The 14,475-nt window shown below is 66.8% G+C and carries 14 protein-coding genes and 1 pseudogene; 4 read left to right on the forward strand and 11 right to left on the reverse strand.

From position 1 onward, the window contains the following. The first annotated feature begins 8 nt into the window (after nucleotides 1–8). The 3 genes from puhC to puhE are packed head-to-tail and all read left to right on the forward strand — an operon-like array spanning nucleotide 9 to nucleotide 2,404. Nucleotides 9–497, forward strand: a complete 489-nt coding sequence (gene puhC, locus JHD63_RS10540) for a photosynthetic complex assembly protein PuhC (protein WP_198970700.1) — start codon at nucleotides 9–11, stop codon at nucleotides 495–497. A gap of 14 nt (nucleotides 498–511) precedes the next feature. Continuing rightward, entirely contained in the window at nucleotides 512–1,582 is a 1,071-nt protein-coding gene (acsF, locus tag JHD63_RS10545) for a magnesium-protoporphyrin IX monomethyl ester (oxidative) cyclase (RefSeq protein ID WP_198970701.1), read from the forward strand. Nucleotides 1,583–1,606: 24 nt separating this feature from the next. Continuing rightward, nucleotides 1,607–2,404: a putative photosynthetic complex assembly protein PuhE gene (gene puhE, locus JHD63_RS10550; protein WP_198970702.1), complete on the forward strand. Its 798-nt coding sequence runs from the start codon at nucleotides 1,607–1,609 to the stop codon at nucleotides 2,402–2,404. A gap of 246 nt (nucleotides 2,405–2,650) precedes the next feature. Here the strand turns inward: puhE and JHD63_RS10555 are convergent. From JHD63_RS10555 to JHD63_RS10590, 8 genes and pseudogenes are all read right to left on the reverse strand, one after another. Further along, a pseudogene (locus JHD63_RS10555) lies at nucleotides 2,651–3,631 on the reverse strand (Bug family tripartite tricarboxylate transporter substrate binding protein). Nucleotides 3,632–3,984: 353 nt separating this feature from the next. Beyond that, nucleotides 3,985–4,800, reverse strand: a complete 816-nt coding sequence (gene hpaH, locus JHD63_RS10560; RefSeq protein ID WP_198970704.1) for a 2-oxo-hept-4-ene-1,7-dioate hydratase — start codon at nucleotides 4,798–4,800, stop codon at nucleotides 3,985–3,987. Nucleotides 4,801–4,804: 4 nt separating this feature from the next. Further along, the gene (locus JHD63_RS10565) at nucleotides 4,805–5,260 is read right to left on the reverse strand and encodes a 5-carboxymethyl-2-hydroxymuconate isomerase (RefSeq protein WP_198970705.1); all 456 of its coding nucleotides are present in this window, start codon (nucleotides 5,258–5,260) and stop codon (nucleotides 4,805–4,807) included. Nucleotides 5,261–5,275: 15 nt separating this feature from the next. Then, entirely contained in the window at nucleotides 5,276–6,199 is a 924-nt protein-coding gene (gene hpaD / locus JHD63_RS10570) for a 3,4-dihydroxyphenylacetate 2,3-dioxygenase (RefSeq protein WP_198970707.1), read from the reverse strand. 60 nt (nucleotides 6,200–6,259) lie between these two features. Continuing rightward, on the reverse strand, nucleotides 6,260–7,237 hold the full coding sequence (locus JHD63_RS10575) for a tripartite tricarboxylate transporter substrate binding protein (RefSeq protein ID WP_198970708.1): 978 nt from the start codon (nucleotides 7,235–7,237) through the stop codon (nucleotides 6,260–6,262). Nucleotides 7,238–7,280: 43 nt separating this feature from the next. Next, complete coding sequence (gene hpaE / locus JHD63_RS10580; protein ID WP_198970710.1) at nucleotides 7,281–8,738, reverse strand: 5-carboxymethyl-2-hydroxymuconate semialdehyde dehydrogenase; 1,458 nt, start codon at nucleotides 8,736–8,738, stop codon at nucleotides 7,281–7,283. Nucleotides 8,739–8,770: 32 nt separating this feature from the next. Then, the gene (locus JHD63_RS10585) at nucleotides 8,771–9,538 is read right to left on the reverse strand and encodes a fumarylacetoacetate hydrolase family protein (protein WP_198970711.1); all 768 of its coding nucleotides are present in this window, start codon (nucleotides 9,536–9,538) and stop codon (nucleotides 8,771–8,773) included. After that, the gene (locus tag JHD63_RS10590; RefSeq protein ID WP_198970712.1) at nucleotides 9,535–10,230 is read right to left on the reverse strand and encodes a fumarylacetoacetate hydrolase family protein; all 696 of its coding nucleotides are present in this window, start codon (nucleotides 10,228–10,230) and stop codon (nucleotides 9,535–9,537) included. Before JHD63_RS10590 ends, JHD63_RS10585 begins: the two co-directional genes overlap by 4 nt. Before the next feature lie 134 nt (nucleotides 10,231–10,364). Between JHD63_RS10590 and hpaR the strand changes: the two genes are divergently transcribed. After that, nucleotides 10,365–10,832, forward strand: coding sequence for a homoprotocatechuate degradation operon regulator HpaR (gene hpaR, locus JHD63_RS10595; RefSeq protein ID WP_198970713.1), 468 nt, complete (start codon nucleotides 10,365–10,367; stop codon nucleotides 10,830–10,832). Between the two features lie 256 nt (nucleotides 10,833–11,088). Here hpaR and pufC read toward each other — a convergent pair whose 3' ends face one another. From pufC to pufL, 3 genes are read right to left on the reverse strand one after another with little or no spacing between them, the layout of a single operon-like run. Next, nucleotides 11,089–12,474, reverse strand: coding sequence for a photosynthetic reaction center cytochrome PufC (gene pufC / locus JHD63_RS10600; RefSeq protein WP_198970714.1), 1,386 nt, complete (start codon nucleotides 12,472–12,474; stop codon nucleotides 11,089–11,091). Continuing rightward, nucleotides 12,471–13,451, reverse strand: a complete 981-nt coding sequence (gene pufM / locus JHD63_RS10605) for a photosynthetic reaction center subunit M (RefSeq protein ID WP_198970715.1) — start codon at nucleotides 13,449–13,451, stop codon at nucleotides 12,471–12,473. Before pufM ends, pufC begins: the two co-directional genes overlap by 4 nt. 43 nt (nucleotides 13,452–13,494) lie before the next feature. Continuing rightward, nucleotides 13,495–14,319, reverse strand: coding sequence for a photosynthetic reaction center subunit L (pufL, locus tag JHD63_RS10610; RefSeq protein ID WP_198970716.1), 825 nt, complete (start codon nucleotides 14,317–14,319; stop codon nucleotides 13,495–13,497). Nucleotides 14,320–14,475 lie beyond the last annotated feature (156 nt).

Here is a 14,475-nt window from a genome sequence, read left to right on the forward strand (position 1 = left end):
CTCCGGCCATGAACACCCTGCAAACCCCGCACCCGCCGCGCTCGCCCGACGCACTGCCGCGCGGCATGCTGATCGCCCTGGGCGGCCTGGTGCTGTGCGTTCTCATCGGCGTGGGCTTCGTGCGCTACACCGGCATTGGCGTGGTCCACGTACCGCAGGCGCAGGCCGTGAGCGTGCGCGAATTCCTCTTCGAAGACCTGCCCAATGGCGGCATCCAGGTGAAGGACGCCCGCACCGGCCAGGTGGTGCACGAGGTTGCGCCCGAGACCAACGGCTTCCTGCGCGGCACGATGCGCGGCCTGGCACGCGAGCGGTATCGGCGAGGCATCGGGCCGGAAATTCCGTTTCGCATGACCGGGCGGGCCGACGGCAAGCTCACGCTCGAAGACCCGGCCACCGGCCGCACCGTGGACCTCGGATCCTTCGGCCCGACGAACGCGGCGGTATTCGCCGCGCTGATGACCGACGGCGACGCCGCCACGCACGCCCACCCATAGTCAAGGAGCACAGCATGTCCACCACGGCCTTCCCCAACCCCGGCGCGCCCAACAGCTCGACCGAGACCGCGATGCGCGACACCCTGCTCACGCCGCGCTTCTACACCACCAACTTCAAGGCGATGGACCGCATCGACGTCGAGCCGATCCGCGCGCAGTGGGACGCGCTGATGCAGGAGTTCGAGGCCGACAACAACACCGACCACTTCCAGCGGCCGGCGGACATGGCGGGCAACTACTCGCAGCTCCCGGCGCCGCTGTACAAGGAATTCTCGGAATTCCTCATCAGTTCGATCACCTCGGAATTCTCGGGTTGCGTGCTGTATGCGGAAATCAAGAAGCGCGTCACCAACCCCGACATGAAGCTGCTGTTCGGCTACATGGCGCGCGACGAAAGCCGGCATGCGGGCTTCATCAACCAATGGCTCAAGGACTTCGGCATCGGCGTGGACCTGGGTTTTCTGGCGCGCGCCAAGAAGTACACCTACTTCCGGCCGAAGTTCATCTTCTATGCCACCTACCTGTCCGAGAAAATCGGCTACGCGCGCTACATCGCGATCTACCGGCAGGTCGAGCGCCACCCGGAGCTGTGCTTCCACCCGATCTTCAAGTGGTTCGAGCGCTGGTGCAACGACGAGTTCAGGCACGGCGAGGCGTTCGCGCTGCTGCTGCGCGCCAACCCGCACCTGCTCAAGGGCGTCAACAAGCTCTGGATCCGCTTCTTCGTGCTGGCCGTGTTCTCCACCATGTACGTGCGCGACCATCAGCGGCCCGAGATGCATGCGGCCATGGGACTCGATCCGACCGCCTACGACTTCACCGTGTTCCGCATCACCTCGGACATCACGCGCCAGGTGTTCCCGCTGACGCTCGACATCGACGCGCCGGCCTTCCATGCCGGGCTCGAGAAGCTGCGGCTCGTCTCGGTCCAGACCGAGGCCGCGAAGGCGCGCGGCGGCGTGATCGGAGCGCTGCAACGGGTCGCTCTGGCCGCGCGCGGCGCGATCGCGTTCGGCCGGCTCTTCATGATGCGCGCACGGCCCAATGCACTGCCGGAGAACGCGCGCATGGCGCCGACCTGGTGAGCCCCCTCTGCCGAGGAGCTCAGAATGTCCCAGTACCTGCTGCCCGTGCTCTACACGGTCTTCGTGTGGTGGTTCAGTACGGGCGTGATCCTGTACCTGAACGGCTTGCCGCGCTGGACCTACCGCTGGACCATGGGCGCCACCACCCTGCTGCTGGCGCTGGCCCTGCTGGGCCTATATGCCACCCGCAATGACGAGCGGGTGACCGGCGCCTACCTGGCCTTCACCTGCGCATTGATGGTCTGGGCCTGGCAGGAGGTGGGCTTTCTTCTCGGCTACGTGACCGGCCCGCGCCGCGCGCCCTGCCCGCCCGATGCCCGCCGCTGGCGGCGTGCCGGCTTCGCCTTGCAGACCCTGCTGCACCACGAGTTCGCGCTGATCGTGCTGGGCATGGCGGTCGTGGCGCTCACCTGGAACGGCAGCAACCCGACCGGCCTCATGACCTTCGCCATCCTGTGGGTCATGCGGCTGAGTGCCAAGCTCAACGTCTTCCTGGGCGTGCGCAACCTCAACGAAGACTTTCTGCCCACGCATCTGAAGTACCTGCAGACCTATTTCACCCGCAAGCGGATGAACTGGCTGTTCCCGGTGTCGGTTCTGGTGTCCACCTGGCTGGCCGTGCAGTTCTGGCAGGCCGCACTGGCCGAAGGCATCGGCAGCTTCGACGCCACGGCGCTGACCTTCGCCGGCACGCTGCTGTCGCTGGCGATCCTGGAGCACTGGTTCATGGTGCTGCCGCTGCCGTCCGAAGCGCTGTGGAGCTGGGGCCGCCGCTCGCGCGAGCTGAGCCCGGTCGAGGTCGCCAGGGCGGATCGTCCGTGAGTCCGGCGTCGGAAAGATGCCATTCATGTTTTCAAGCAGAAATCGGCTGTAGCCCAGGTGATTCCTCGGCATTTCGCTATTTATTTGATAGTGCCGACCCCACGTGCAGCCATCGGCCCGCCGCCATGCGCAGCAACGCGGACGCAAGCCGCGTCGCGGGCCTGCTTCGCCTGTTTCCCGCCGCGGTGGCGGCCATGGGCCGATTCGCCCCCGGCGAAGCGCTTGGGCCGGCAGATGCGCTGCGGGCTACTCCAGCTTGAGGTCGATGTCCTTGATCAGCTTGCCCCAGCGCGCACGCTCGGCCTTGGCGAATGCGCTCATCTGCTCTGGCGTGCCCGGCACGGCCTCCACGCCCAACGCCAGGAACCGGGTTTTTACAGGCGTGGAGTTCAGCGCGGCCTGGAGTGCGCCATTCAGGCGCTTGATCTCTTCGGGCGGCGTGGATGAATGGACCGACAGGCCCTGCCAGGCGAACGCCTCGAAATCCGGGAGGCCCTGCTCCATCAGCGTCGGCACCTCGGGCAGCGTGGTCATGCGTCTGGCGCTGGCCACGCCGATCGCACGCAGGTTGCCTGCCACGATGTTCGGCATGCCACCGGCCGATTAGACGAACATGAAGGGAACCATCCCGCCCATGATGTCCTGTATGGCGGGCGTGACGCCGCGGTAGGGAACGTGCGTCATTTTCAGCCCCGTGCGCTGGCGCAGTAGTTCCATGCACAGGTGATGCGGCGTGCCGGCGCCGGGCGAGGCATAGGAGACGCCGCCCGGCTGGGCCTGGGCCCAGGCGATGAACTCCTGGTAGTTCTTGACCGGCAGCGTGGGCGACACCACCAGGATCAGCGGAAAGCGCACCAGCATGCCGACGGACGACAGGTCCCGGTCCGCGTTGTACGACAGCTTGCTGTAGAGCCATGGGTTGGTAGCCAGCACGGCGTAGTCGCCGGTCAACAGAAGGTTCGCCGGGTTGGAAGAGCGCGCCACGTAGTCCGCCGCGATGTTGTGCGCCGCGCCCGGCTTGTTCACCACGACGATGGTCTGGTTCAGCGTCTTGCTCATCTGATCGGCCACCGTGCGCGCGACGATGTCGGTGCCGCCGCCGGCCGCCATGCCGACCACCCATTCGAGGGGGCGCTTGTCCTGCGCCAGGGCCGCGGGCGGCAGGCCGCTCAAGGACATCGCGGCTGTGCACAGAGCCGCGCGACGGGCAAGGTTGACTGCGGGCATGGGGGATCTCCTTTTGTGAGTTTTGCTTGGATTGAAGGCCCGCCGTCAGGCTGGCGTGGGTGAAAGGAAAAGGGCGGCGTTCGGCGGGGCTCCTGCTCAGCGCTAGGTTCGATCAATAGGGGTTGCCGCAACCGGCCGTGCTCTGCGCGACCCCACGGTCAAAGCTGTGTTCCAGTTCTGTCGCGGTGTGCACGAGCAGCGTGGTATCCACCCCGACCGCCACGAGCAGGGAGCCCGCGTCCGGGCAGGTCCGGGCGCAAGTTGGCCGTCCGCCGTCAGAATGCCGGCGACCCCACCCGCCGCGCTTACCGTGGCGATGCCTTCCAGGATGAAGCGATTGACCGGGATCTGCATCACGGGCGGCCTCCGGCGAAACGGAAGGAAACGGAACCCAGCGGACCGTAGTCGGCGTGAAAGCTGTCGCCCGGCGCGGCTGCCACCGGCCGCGTGAACGAGCCCGCCAGCACGACGTCGCCTGCGTCGATCTGTTCGCCGTGCGGCGCAATCTTGTTGGCCAGCCAGGCCACACCATTGGCCGGGTGGTTGAGCACGGCAGCGGCCAGGCCGCTTTCCTCGATCACGCCGTTCTTGTGCAGCAGGGCACCCACCCAGCGCAGGTCCAGGTCCATGGGTTTGACCGGGCGGCCGCCCAGCACGATGCCGGCGTTGGCGGCAAAGTCCGAGATGGTGTCGACTACCTTGCGCATCGCGCGCGTGTCACGGTCGAACTGCTCGATGCGCGCGTCGATGATCTCGATGGCCGGCACCACATACTCGGTTGCCGAGAGCACATCGAACAGCGTGACGCCCGGGCCTTTCAGCGGCTTGCCCAGGATGAAGGCCAGTTCCACCTCGACGCGCGGCGCGATGAAAAGCGAGAAGTCCAGGTCACCGCCGGACTCGAAGAACATGTCGTCCATCAGCGGCGCGTAGTCGGGCTCGGTGATCTGGCTGGAGATCTGCATCGCGCGCGACGTCAGGCCGATCTTGCGTCCTTTGATGCTGCGGCCTTCGGCCAGTTCCAGCCGGACCCATTCGCGCTGGATTGCGTAGCCGTCCTCGATCGTCATCCCGGGGTATTGCAGTGAGAAGTGGCGCAGCGGTGTGCGGCTCGCGCGCGCCTCTTTGAGCGCACGCGCCAGGGCGCGTGTGGTGTCGTGTGAAAACATGCTGTCAGCCGTTCGCTGGCCGTTGGAACAAGGGGTGGATGGAACTGTGCCGGGCGTCGAACACCTCGAGGCCTTCATCGATCTGCAAGGTGATGCCGATGTGGTGCGATGCCAGCAACGCAGCGAAATGGGCTTGGGCCACGGCCTCCAGCGCGCGTCCCACGGCCATGTGAGTTGCGGCACTGCGGCCACGCCCCATGCGCAGGTTGAGGTAGACGAAGGCATAGCCCGCGCCGCCACCCGCGGCATGCCCGGCCGCGCCACCATCGGCCACGGCGCAATGCGCCGCGGGGTAGGCCAGCACACGCACGCCGCCGGTGGGGAAAACGGGTTTTCCGGCCTCGTCCACCTGGGCGCACAGGGTGCTTGCCAGCGCGCGGCACAACGCGCCCATGTCGCTGCCGCCCTGCTCGGCGGGCAGGTCCAGGTCTGGGGTGTACAGAATGACCAGATGGGGCATGGCGCGGACTCCGGATCAAGCGCGGCTGTAAGCCTGGTAGCCGGCGGCGGCGGACGCCTGGGCTGCGGGAATGGCACGCCCGGTCTGGGCCGTGACCGGGAAGACGGCATTGATCTGCCCCGTTCCCGAGGCACCGAAATACGGCGTCACGACCTCTGCGCGCCCCGCGTACTCCGACCAGCCCAGCGCACCCACGAGCATCGCGGTGTCATGCATGAAGCCTTCGCCGTGCCCCTTGGCCGCGTACTCGGGCAGCATCTCGCAGAATGTCGCCCAGTCGCCCGCCTGCCACATCTCGATGACGCGGTGGTCCAGCGTTTCCAGGAAGGGGCTCCAGATCTTCTGGGCAAACTCGGGCGCCAGCCCGTTCTGGGCAAAGCGGTGGCTCAGGCTGCCGCTGGCCAGGAAGGCCACGGTGCCGTCGTAGTGCTGCTCGATGGCCTGGCGCATGGCCCAGCCCAGGCGCGCGCTGTCGTTGAGGTAGTGCACCGTGCACAGCGCCGACACCGAGATCACCTTGAAGTGCAGGTCGGCGTTCATGTAGCGCATGGGGACCAGAGTGCCGTATTCCGGTTGCAGCGTCGTGGCGTCGTGCGCCAGCGTCTCCACGCCGAAGTCGCACGCCTCCTCGGCCAGCAACCGGCCCAATTGTGGGTTGCCCGGGAACTCGAAGTCCATGTTGCTGATGAAGTGCGGCAGTTCGTTGCTGGTGTACAGCCCCTTGAAATGCGCGGCGCAGTTGATGTGGTAGCTGGCATTGACCAGCCAGTGCGTGTCGAAGACCACGATGGTGTCCACACCCAGCTCCCGGCAGCGCCGGCCGATCTCCTTGAAGCCGTCGATGGCGGCCTGGCGCGATCCCTTGCGCGGGCCGTCCAGTTCGCTCAAATAGATGGATGGGACGTGCGAGACCTTTGCGGCGAGTGCAACCTTACCCATGATGACTCTCCCTTTTCAAGCTGATGGTTAGTACGATGGCGGCCGGCACGGCGATGCGCTTCAACCCATCGTGATGTTGGCGCGGCGGATGATCTCGCCGTACTTGGCGATCTCGCTGTTTACAAAGCTCGAGAACTGCGCGACCGAGCCAGCCTGCGATACAACGCCGCTTTTGGCGAAGACCTCGATCACGTTGGATGCGGCCAGAGCCTTGTTCACCTCGGCATTGACCCGCTGGACGATGGCCTCGGACGTGCCCGCGGGGGCGAGCAGCCCCTGCCAGGAGTTGGACTCCAGCGCCACGCCCTGCTCCGCCAGCGTGGGCACGTTGGGTGCAAAGCGCGAACGCCTGGACGTGGCCATGCCCAGGGCGACGAGCTTGCCGCTTTCGATATGGCTGCGGAACTCCGACCAGTTGCCGAACATCACCCCGACCTGACCGCCCAGCAGATCGGTGAGCGCCGGCCCCTGGCCCTTATAGGGCACGTGCACCATGTCCACGCCCATCATCTGGCACAGCAGCGCACCCGACAAATGGGCCGACGTGCCGTTGCCGAACGATGCATAGGTCAGCGTGCCGGGCTTGGCCAGCGCCGCTTTCCTGAGGTCGTCCAGGTTCCTGAGACCGCTGGACGGATGGGTGGCCAGCACATGCTCGGACAGACCCATGAGCGCCACGGGCTGCAGGTCCCGCGTGGTGTCGTAGGGCAGGCTCTTCACCAGCGTCCTGTTGGCCGTGAAGCTGTTGGCCACGCAGACGAAGGTGTAGCCGTCGGCCGGCTGCTTGGCCACGTAATCCACGCCGATCACGGTGCCCGCGCCGGGCTTGTTCTCCACGATGACGCTCTGACCCAACTGCTTGCCGAGCTCGACGCCGATCAGGCGCGCCACCATGTCGGTGGTACCGCCCGGCGGGAAAGGCACGATGATGCGGATTGGCTTGACCTCGGGCCAGTGCGCCCCCTGGGCCCTGCTCGCTTCGAGCGTGGACGCCAGGGCGGTTGCGGCCGATGCCTTCAGGAAATGACGGCGTTGCATGTCTGTAACCTCCAGCTATCGAGAATGAAAGCGTGCGCCTTGCTCACGCGCCCCAGCGCGGGATGGGGTGGCTGCCCATCGACACCGCGATGTTCTTGGGCTCCAGAAACACCTCGTAGCTCCAGGTGCCGCCTTCACGGCCCGTGCCGGAGGCCTTGGTGCCGCCGAAGGGCTGGCGCAGGTCGCGCACGTTCTGGCTGTTGACGAAGCACATGCCGGCCTCGACGGCCGCGGCCACGCGGTGCGCCTTGCCGATGTTCTCGGTCCAGACGTAGCTCGAGAGCCCGTACTGGATGTCGTTGGCCAGGCGAATCGCCTCGGCCTCGTCGCGGAACGGGATGATGCAGGCCACCGGGCCGAAGATCTCGTCCTGGGCGATCTGCAAGCGGTTGTCAACGTCGGCGAAAACGGTGGGCAGCACGTAGTTGCCCTTCTTCACGCGCTCGGGCACCACAGGCGCGTCGAGGCCGCCGCACAGCATGTTCGCGCCCTCCTTGCGGCCCAGTTCGATGTAGTGGCGCACCTTGGCCAGATGGGCCTGGCTGATCATGGGGCCGACAATGGTTTTCTCGTCGAGCGGGTCGCCCACGGTGATCTTCTTCGCGCGCTCCACGAAACGGTCCACGAACTTCGCATAGATGCCCTTCTGCACCAGGATGCGGCTGCCCGCGGTGCAGCGCTCGCCGTTGTTGGAGAAGATCATGAACACGGCGGCGTCCAGCGCGCGCTCGAAATCCGCGTCGTCGAAGATCACGAACGGGCTCTTGCCGCCCAGCTCCATGCTGAACTTCTTGAGGCCCGCGGCCTGCACGATGCGGTTGCCCGTGAGCGTGGAGCCCGTGAACGAGACGGCACGCACGTCGCGGTGCGCGACCAGCGGCTCGCCCGCATCCTTGCCGTAGCCGTGCACGATGTTGAGCACGCCCGCGGGAATGCCGGCCTCGAGCGCCAGCTCGCCCAGGCGCGCGGCCGTCAGGGGCGAGAGCTCGCTCATCTTGAGCACGGCCGTGTTGCCGAAGGCCAGGCAGGGCGCGACCTTCCAGGTCGCCGTCATGAACGGCACGTTCCACGGCGAGATCAGCGCACACACGCCCACCGGTTCGAACAGCGTGTAGTTCAGGTGCGTGGGCGTGGGATAGGTGTGGCCGTCCACGCGGGTGCACATCTCGGCGAAGTAATGGAAGTTGTCGGCCGCGCGCGGAATCAGCGCCTTGCCGGTCTGGCCGATGACCTGGCCCGTGTCTCGGGTTTCGGTCAGCGCCAGCTCGGGTACCTCTGCCGCGATCAGATCGCCGAGCTTGCGCACCAGCCTGGCGCGCTCGGCGGCGGGCTGGCCTGCCCAGGCCGCAAATGCGTCCTGGGCTGCCGCAACAGCCGCATGGACTTCGGCCGCGCCGCCATGCGCCACCTCAGCCAGCACGTCCTGCGTGGCGGGGTCGACGGTTTCGAAGTACTCGCGGCTTGGGACGGACTTGCCGCCGATCAGGTGTTGGATGCGCATGGAACGTGTCTCCAGGATGTGCGGACGCGGGTTCAGCGACCGAAGGCCTCATCGCCCACGATGGTGTTCGCCAGCCGGCCGATGCCCTCTATTTCGGTGACCACCTCGTCGCCCACGTTGACGTTGGCGACGCCTTCGGGTGTGCCCGTGAGGATCACGTCGCCCGCACGCAGCGTCATGAAGCTGCTCAGGTACTCGATCAGCTCGGCAATGTCGTGCACCATGTCGCCGGTATTCCCCTGCTGCACCACCTGGCCGTTGACCAGCGTGCGCAGCCGCAGGCTATGGGGGTCAGGCACGTCGGCCGCGTCCACCAACCACGGGCCCAGCACGGTGCAGGTGTCGCGGTTCTTCACCCGCAGGTTCGGCCGGTACCAGTTCTCCAGGTAGTCGCGGATCGCATAGTCGTTGCACACCGTGTAGCCGGCCACATGCTGCAAGGCATCGGCCTTCTTGACCCGGCGCGCCGTCCTGCCGATGACCACCGCCAGTTCGCATTCGTAATGCATGAAGGCCGCGTCGGCCGGACGGCGGGTCTGGCCGTTGTGGCCGATGAGCGCGCCCGGCCCCTTGAGGAACACCAGGGGTTCGTCCTTCGCAGTGACGGTCAGCTCGCCGGACAACTCCTTCAAGTGGTCGGCGTAGTTGAGCCCCAACGCGATGACGGTGCCCACCTCGAACGGAGGCAGCCAGACGACGGCGCCCGGCGCCAGCACACGGCCATCGGCCAGGCGGATCTGCTCGCCATGCGGTGCTGCCTCGTGAATCGCACCGGCGTAGGCCACCCTTGCCTTCTTCATTGCGCAGCTCCTTCGGGCACGAACCGGTTGTCGAGCTGGCCCAGGCCCTCGATCTCGATGCGGACCTGCTGCCCGGCGCGCACGCGCGGGGCACCGGCGGACACGCCGAGCATGAGCACGTCGCCAGGCGACAAGGTCATGAACTCGGTGACGTCGGCCAACAGGCGGGCCACCGTGCGCCGCCGCTCACCGGTGGTGGTGCTGTGCACCAGGGCGCCATCCACCATGACGCGCACCGCCAGCGCATCGGGGTGGCTCACCGCGCTGCGGGGCACAACCGCAGGGCCCACCGGGCAGGAACCATCGCGCGCCTTGAAGCGGATGGAGGGCCGGTAGAACACGTCGTGCGGCACGCTGACGTCGTTGACGATGGTGTAGCCCGCCACATGCTCCAATGCCTCAGCCTGCGCCACACGGCAGGCGGTGCGGCCGATGACGATGCCCAGGGATGCGCCGACCTCCAACTCCGGCGCATCCGCCGGCACGGTCACGGTATCGCCGTGGCCCGCCAGCGTATTGCGCGGCTTGACGTACAGCACCGGCGACTTTGCCGGAGCCTTGTAGGGCGGCTGGTGGGCGGCTGCAGCCAGCGCCGCAATTGCCACCTCTTGGTTGAGCAGGGTGCCATACACCACCCCGGACAGCCGGTAGGGCGCGACCTCGAACTCCAGGTGGCAGGGGGCAGTACGCATCGTCCGATATATCGCTAATATGTGAGCAGTTTATTCACTAACATATAAGCGAGTCAACCGCTTTCCAGGCTTTTGCCTCCGGGTTTGTACGTGGTGGCGACTGCACCGCCTGGATTCGGGGATGATTCCCCGCCATGCACTCTCTTTCACCCGGCATTGCCCATCGCAATCTGCCGCTGCTCTTTCTGCAGGCGCGCGAGAGTGTCTTCGCGCGTTTTAGACCCATCCTCAATGCCGCGGGCGTCACCGAGCAGCAATGGCGTGTGCTGCGTGCCTTGCTCGAGCACGGGCCCCTGGAGCCGCGCCAGATCGGCGACGTCTGCCGCCTGTCCAGCCCAAGCCTGGCGGGCATCCTGGCGCGCATGGCCGATAACGGTCTGGTGCTGCGCGAACGGCTGGAGAATGACCAGCGCCGGGTCATGGTGTCGGTGACCGCCAAGGGGCATGAACTGGCGGCGAACCTCGCGCCCACGATCGAGGCAGCCTACCGCGCGCTGGAGAGCGAGTTCGGCGTCGACTTCATAGAACGCCTCTACGCCACCCTGGACGAGGTCATCAGCAGGCTCGGCGAATCCTCCCTGAGCGAAGACGCCGACGGATAGCGGGATCGGCGGGTGGGGAACCTACCGCGATCTTGCTATTGAATATGCAGCTAGAAGCCCTGGCAATATCTGGGCTTGAGTTCCATTTGACGCACAAGCGCTGCACTTTGCAGGTTCATCCTGGGCAGATTTTCAAGAAAAAACTGCTGTAGCCCGTATTTTTCCTTGGCTTGTAGCTATTTATTTAATAGCAAAAGGCCCGGATCGCACAAGGCGGCTGACCACCCCGCGCGCCCCAGCCTTCCCGCCGCGCCCCTTACTTGATCAGCGCCATCTGCACGCGGCGGGCGCTCGGGTCCTCGCCGGAGATGTTGGCGGCCGTGCTCTGCGGCTTGTCGAGCACGATGCGGTCGGTGGCGATGCCGGCGGCCACCAGGGCGTCGCGCACGGCCAGGGCGCGCTGCTTGGCCAGCTCCTCGTTCTGCGCCGGGTCGCCGCTGGCCGAGTGAAAGCCCGACAGGCTCACCCGGGCGGTGGCGTCGGCCTTGAGGGCCGCGATGGTCGGCGCGAGCGCCTGGGTGGCCTCGGGCGAGATCGCGCTCGACCCCACCGCGAACAGCACGTCGGCGCCGGCCGCGCCGGCTGCGGCTGCCGCTGCGGGTGCATCCGTGGCAGGGGCCGACGCGTTCTGGATGACCGCACGCACCTTGCCAAGCTCCGGGTGATTCGGCAGCATGCTCGCGCCGTAGAGCGGCTTGAACGAACCCTGGTGGCAGGTCTCGCAGTTGACCTTGGGGCCGTCGCCGGCCGGCCCGAGCCGCGCCGCCGGGAAGGCCGGGGCCAGCGGGTCGAGGAACTGCGTGTTGAGGTCACGCACCATGCGGATCCCATACCAGGCCACCGCGCGCTGCGGCGCACTGCCTTCCCAGTCGGAGAAGGAGCGCGTGTTGTGGCAGTAGGTGCAGTTCACGCCGAGCGACTGCGACATGTGCATCATCAGCCCGTAGGTCCCCTCGGTCTGCTGGATCGATTGCCGGTTGCCGTTCTGCAGCGCGGTGGGGCCGATGACGCGAATGTTCTCGCCCTTGTCGAGGAAGGGTGAGAACGGATCGTTGGGCAAGGACGAAAAGGCCACGCTCTGCGCCGGGGCGTTCTGGCCGGCCTTGTTGCCGGCGTAGGCCGGCCTCGGCGGCGCGGGCTGCGTCCAGGTGTTGAGCGGCACCGGGTTGCCGCGGTGGCAGGTGTAGCAGGTGACGCCGGTGTCGGCCACGTGCGACTTCCAGTCGGCGTTGAGGTGCTGCGTCATCTGCAGCATGCGCCGCGCGACCACCTTGGTGTAGAGCCCGTCGGACGCCATGTTGTCGCCCTGGTGGCAGTAGGTGCAGCCCTGCTGCGGCGCGACCCAGGCGGTCATGGAGACCATCAGCCGTGTGAACTCGGCCACGCTCAGGTCGTTGAGCACCTTGACGTTCTGGAACACCTGGCCGGCGGTCGGGCCGGCGGCCGGCGCGGGCGGCGAGTCCGCCGGCAGCACGTTCTGCGCCGCGTGCGCCTCGACGTTGCGCGGGTTGTAGACCACCTCCATGCCGGTGCCGCGGTAGCCGCGCTGCACCGCATCGACCGGCGGGCGCTCGCAGCCCGCAAGCAGCGCCAGCGTGCCGGTCACGGCCGCGGCCGCGCACATCCTGTAGAGCGTGTTCATGGCCGTACCCCTTGCAAGGTGGAAGGATCGACCACCGGCGCGAACACCGCCGGATAGATCGGCGCCACGTGGTGCTTGACCGCCCACAGGTACCAGTTGTCTACCACGGTGCCGGTCAGCAGGATGCCGATGCCGCCCACCAGCGGGCAGAGCACGGCAAACCACCAGGCCCAGCGGTGGATCGACTCCATCGTGGCGTTGAAGCCCATGCACCAGCGCCAGAACAGCGCGGCGCGCTCGGAGGCCGTGCCGCGGTCGACGATCTGCTCGATCTCGCGCTCGCCACCGAAGCGGCTCACCGCGAGGATGGTCGCGCCGTGCATCGCAAACAGCAGCGTCGAGCCGTACAGGAAGGCGATCGACAGCATGTGGAACGGGTTGTAGAACAGGTTGCCATAGCGGATCGAGAAGGCCGCCGTCCAGTCCAGGTGCGGGAAGATGCCGAAGGGCACCGCCTCGCCCCAGCTGCCCATGAGGATCGGGCGGATGAAACCGAGCACCAGCATCAGCCAGATCGCCGAGGCAAAGGCCCAGGCCACGTGCGTGCCCATCTTCAGCGCGCGTGCGCGCCGGTACATGCGCGCCCACCAGAGCAGCACCGAGGCGGTCATGAAGAAGCCGGCCATCAGCCACCAGCCGCCCTCGTCGAGCGGCGGAAAGAGCTTGAGCCCCATCGCCGCCGATGGGGGCTCCAGCGCCAGCCACGGCAGTTGCCGAACGAACTGCACCGGGTCCCAGTTGACCGAGGCCAGCATGTTGAGCCCGACGATCTCGAAGGCGATGAAGCCGCAGAGCAGCGACGCGAGCCCGAACCAGCCGAGATAGATCGGCCCGACCTGCGCGTCGCCGATCCGCCCGAGCAGGTGGAAGTGCCGCGGCCGACCTTCCCGCTCCTTGTTGCCGCGCTCCAGCGGCACGCCCGCGTAGTAAGGCGCAAGGGCCTGCACGCGGGTGAAGATGTTCTGGTATTCGGCCATGGATGTCTCCTCGTGGATCGCGCGTTATTCGTCTGTTCAGTGATCAATGCCAGATCGGCAGGTTGAGCCACCAGCTCCACCACTCCGGCCAGCCCCGGGTCCAGAAGGGTCCGCTGATGACGATGCACACAGCGCTCCAGAACGCCGCCGACAGCGCCAGGAACAATCCCAGGCGGTGGATGCCCAGCGTGCCGATCGAGTAGCCGATGGCGTCGCGGAAGAAGGTGTTCTCGTGCTCGGCGGTCTTGACCGTCTCGCCCTTGCCCGGGTTGGTCGCCGACAGCACCAGGCCGCCGTGCATGGACAGGGCCAGCGCCGTGGCGAAGAAGAAGCTCACGGCCAGCATGTGGGCCGGGTTGTAGTGGAAGTGCAGATACTGGTAGCCCGTGTTGGACACCCAGTCGAGGTGGCTCATGATCCCGTAGGGAAAGCCGTGGCCCCAGGCGCCCATCAGGATCGGGCGCACGATCACCAGGGTGACGTAGGCCAGGATCGCGAACGAGAAGGCAAAGGGCACGTGGTAGCCGATGCCCAGCTTGCGGCAGATCTCCACCTGTCGCAGCGCCCAGGAGACGAAGGCGCCGGTGGCGAACACCGTGATCAGTTGCCACAGCCCGCCCTCTTGCAGGGGTGCGAGCCGCAGTCCGTATTTGAGGTCGGGTGGCGCGATGTTGATCTGCCACAGGTTCCAGGTCGGCCCCTGCGACGCGCCCCAGACGATCAGCAGCGTCCCCACCAGCGTGCAGAAGATGGTGGTGACGCCGAAGAAGCCGACGTAGAACGGCCCGACCCAGAAGTCGAACAGGTCACCGCCGATGAGGGTGCCCCCGCGGACGCGGTACTTTCTCTCGAAACTCAGCATGGACATGATCAATCCCCAGGTCAGAACGCGGCGGCCCCGGGCCGCCCGAATGGCGGCCGTAACGCGGGGCCCTGCCCCTGTCTCTTATACACATCTGACGCTGCCGACGAAGAGAACCTAGGGTAGATCTGGGGGGGGGGGGGGGGAGTAGGGGGGGGGGGG

This window comes from Xylophilus sp. ASV27 (genome assembly GCF_016428875.1).
GTDB lineage: Bacteria > Pseudomonadota > Gammaproteobacteria > Burkholderiales > Burkholderiaceae_C > Xylophilus.

Excerpts from the sequence above, each read along its gene's own strand:
- JHD63_RS10585 (WP_198970711.1), bottom strand. The coding sequence starts at position 9,538 with ATGAAGAAGGCAAGGGTGGCCTACGCCGGTGCGATTCACGAGGCAGCA.
- hpaE (WP_198970710.1), bottom strand. The coding sequence starts at position 8,738 with ATGCGCATCCAACACCTGATCGGCGGCAAGTCCGTCCCAAGCCGCGAG.
- JHD63_RS10575 (WP_198970708.1), bottom strand. The coding sequence starts at position 7,237 with ATGCAACGCCGTCATTTCCTGAAGGCATCGGCCGCAACCGCCCTGGCG.
- pufL (WP_198970716.1), bottom strand. The coding sequence starts at position 14,319 with ATGTCCATGCTGAGTTTCGAGAGAAAGTACCGCGTCCGCGGGGGCACC.
- puhC (WP_198970700.1), top strand. The coding sequence starts at position 9 with ATGAACACCCTGCAAACCCCGCACCCGCCGCGCTCGCCCGACGCACTG.
- JHD63_RS10590 (WP_198970712.1), bottom strand. The coding sequence starts at position 10,230 with ATGCGTACTGCCCCCTGCCACCTGGAGTTCGAGGTCGCGCCCTACCGG.
- acsF (WP_198970701.1), top strand. The coding sequence starts at position 512 with ATGTCCACCACGGCCTTCCCCAACCCCGGCGCGCCCAACAGCTCGACC.
- puhE (WP_198970702.1), top strand. The coding sequence starts at position 1,607 with ATGTCCCAGTACCTGCTGCCCGTGCTCTACACGGTCTTCGTGTGGTGG.
- pufM (WP_198970715.1), bottom strand. The coding sequence starts at position 13,451 with ATGGCCGAATACCAGAACATCTTCACCCGCGTGCAGGCCCTTGCGCCT.
- hpaR (WP_198970713.1), top strand. The coding sequence starts at position 10,365 with ATGCACTCTCTTTCACCCGGCATTGCCCATCGCAATCTGCCGCTGCTC.
- hpaH (WP_198970704.1), bottom strand. The coding sequence starts at position 4,800 with ATGTTTTCACACGACACCACACGCGCCCTGGCGCGTGCGCTCAAAGAG.
- pufC (WP_198970714.1), bottom strand. The coding sequence starts at position 12,474 with ATGAACACGCTCTACAGGATGTGCGCGGCCGCGGCCGTGACCGGCACG.
- JHD63_RS10565 (WP_198970705.1), bottom strand. The coding sequence starts at position 5,260 with ATGCCCCATCTGGTCATTCTGTACACCCCAGACCTGGACCTGCCCGCC.
- hpaD (WP_198970707.1), bottom strand. The coding sequence starts at position 6,199 with ATGGGTAAGGTTGCACTCGCCGCAAAGGTCTCGCACGTCCCATCCATC.